The organism is Mesobacillus sp. (assembly GCF_049588175.1).
In the GTDB taxonomy this organism is placed as follows: Bacteria; Bacillota; Bacilli; order Bacillales; family Cytobacillaceae; genus Mesobacillus.
The window spans coordinates 1-2,696 of sequence record NZ_JBAVFI010000073.1 but is presented as its reverse complement, the minus strand read 5'-3'; the positions used below and the strand labels follow the sequence as shown (position 1 = coordinate 2,696).

Sequence of the window (2,696 nt, the reverse complement as noted above, 5' to 3'; positions counted from 1 at the left end):
TTTATCTTACAGCTAAATTTTTTTGTCAGATTAAAAATTTATCTCAGAAAACTCAATTGCAAAAAGCACTATTCTTTTGCTATTCTGCGGAAACAATAGGAGTAATATATAGCGAGAGGAGCTGTATGATGAAACTGGATATCATTGGTGATATACACGGCTGTTATGCTGAGTTTGAACACCTCACAAAAGAATTGGGTTATGATTGGAATTCCGGAATACCCATTCATCCTGAAGGACGGAAGCTTGCTTTTGTTGGAGATTTGACAGACAGAGGACCAGAATCCTTGAAGGCTGCTGAGGTTGTCTGGAAGCTGGTTATTAAGCACAGCCTTGCTTATTATGTGCCTGGAAACCATTGCAACAAGCTGTATCGATACTTGCTTGGGAATAAAGTACAGACAACCCACGGTCTCGAAACTACTGTAGCTGAATTTTCGTCATTGAACGATAAAGATAAAAGGGCATTTCGCGAGATGTTTCTGGATCTATATGATACCTCACCTTTATATCACGTTCTCGATGAAGGCCGATTGGTTATCGCCCATGCCGGTATTCGGGAAGATTATATTGGCAAAAATAATTCGAAGGTCAAGACCTTTGTCCTCTACGGGGATATCACTGGCCAAACGAATCCCGACGGTACACCTGTCAGGCGTGACTGGGCAAAGAAATATCAGGGAAAAGTAACTGTTGTCTATGGACATACTCCAGTCAAGCAGCCAAGGATTGTCAACAATACTTATAACATTGATACAGGGGCCGTTTTCGGCGGACTCCTGACCGCATTAAGATATCCTGAGATGGAACTTGTTTCAGTTCCTTCCTCCATGCCCTTGGCAGCAGAAAAATTTCGTGAGATAGAATGATTATCCATAATGGAAAAATGCGTCACCAATAAGAGCTGTTGCGTACCTAAAAAAAACAAAAACTGGATAAAGAGGTTATCAACCCGAGCTATTGGGTACTTATAAAAACAAAAATTGGAAAAAGAGGTCACCAATAAGAGCTATTGGGTACCTATAAAAACAAAAACTGGAAAAAGAGGTCACCAACCGATTCTATTGCGTACCTATAAAAACAAAAACTCAAAAAAGAGGTCGCCAATAACGTCTTTTTTTCGCTTATTCCCGCGCTTGCTGACCTAATCATCGGATTGCAAAAGGGGTTCGGAATGAGACCATTCCGAACCCCTTTTGTCGACAAACTGAACTAACCATTTAAAAAAATGGTTAGCTAGCTTGTCTTGTTTATTTTCCAATAAACATCTGTGTCCAGTAATTTCCGGTTCCTGTGTGCCCTACACCAATGTGTGTGAAATTCGGGCTAAGGATATTTTTCCTGTGACCTTCACTGTTCATCCAGGCATTGACCACTTCTTCAGCACTCTGCTGACCCATAGCGATGTTTTCACCCGCTGAGCTGTAAGTTACTCCAAAATCCCTCATCATATCAAAAGGCGATCCATAGGTTGGGCTCGTATGCGAAAAGTAATTCTTTGCCTGCATATCATTTGATTTTTCCTGGGCCACATTGCTCAACGCCGTATCAGGCTGAAGATTGGACAGTCCATTTTTCCTGCGCTGTTCATTTGTTAAATCAATTACTCTCGACTCAAATGCACTTATTTCTGTTCCGCTTGGTGTTGGAGCCGTTTTCTGCTGTGGCGCCGCATCTTTGTTTGGAACTGGAGCTGCTCCTTGTTCAGTTGGCGCAGTTCCTTCGTTTGGTGCTTGCAGTGGACCTTGATCAGGAGGCGGTGTTATTCCCTGTTCAGGTGTTGGGCTAGTTCCCGTAGGAGGCTGCAACAGCGGCTGGTCCTCTGTTAAAGATTGACCTGCACGCTGACGCTGCCAGTCTTCGTAAGTCAATCTCCCCTGTCTGTTCATTTCTGTATGCGGGTACCTTGTGCTAGGTATTCCTGTGCTGTATGAGTTCGGGTCTACTGTCAAATACCCATTCGGCATCTGCAATATTTCGCTTGTACCATTCCCGCCATTTTGATTAGGCTTTCTAACTGCGCTCGTTTCACTCCTGCCGTTCTGCCCTCTCAATCTCTTCGTATCATTGTCCCCATAACCTGTACCATTGTTGTTCATGGTAGTCATTTTGTTATCTCTTAAATCAAGTGCTTCATCATTATTGTTATTGCATGCAGCCAGACCTAAAAGCATTAGGGCAGATACAGCAATTACTTTTCCATGCTTATAAATGTTCAATTGATCTTTCCTCCCTGAGATTTCATTTACTACTTCTTTATCATTTGAAATTCCAAGGGAAATATAGAATGAAATATCTGTGAAAAACATGGAATTAATTTCATATAAAAAAGGCAAACCCTATTGCGGTTTGCCTTTAGATCAATTTTTTCATATCAAGAGGAAGATTTGAGGTTAAATACATTTCTTTTTGCAAAATTGGATGTGAAAATTTAATTTCCCTGCAGTGGAGTGCTTGTCTCTGAATCAATTCTCTCTTTCCTCCATAAAGACTGTCTCCAAGGAGGGGATGGCCTATATAAGCCATATGAACCCTGATTTGATGTGTTCGTCCCGTCAAGAGCCGGAGTCGAATATGAGTGAACTCATTATACCTTTGAAGGACCTCATATAAAGTACAGGCATATTGCCCATCAATATGGACTTCGCGTTCAATGATGCTGTCACTTTTTCTGGCGATCGGCTTTTCAATCCGCC

General features: G+C 41.8%; 3 protein-coding genes. 1 reads left to right on the top strand and 2 read right to left on the bottom strand.

Annotation, left to right across the window (positions count from 1 at the left end; translation table 11 throughout):
- Positions 1–128: 128 nt before the first annotated feature.
- Entirely contained in the window at positions 129–869 is a 741-nt protein-coding gene (gene prpE, locus WB217_RS01655) for a bis(5'-nucleosyl)-tetraphosphatase PrpE (RefSeq protein ID WP_423990049.1), read from the top strand.
- Positions 870–1,250: 381 nt separating this feature from the next.
- Here prpE and WB217_RS01650 read toward each other — a convergent pair whose 3' ends face one another.
- Both WB217_RS01650 and WB217_RS01645 read right to left on the bottom strand, forming a co-directional pair.
- Positions 1,251–2,219 (bottom strand): CAP domain-containing protein, encoded by a 969-nt coding sequence (locus tag WB217_RS01650; RefSeq protein WP_423990047.1) that lies wholly within the window; start codon positions 2,217–2,219, stop codon positions 1,251–1,253.
- A 136-nt stretch (positions 2,220–2,355) separates the two neighbouring features.
- The coding region (locus tag WB217_RS01645; protein ID WP_423990045.1) for an RluA family pseudouridine synthase at positions 2,356–2,696 on the bottom strand (341 nt) is incomplete at its 5' end.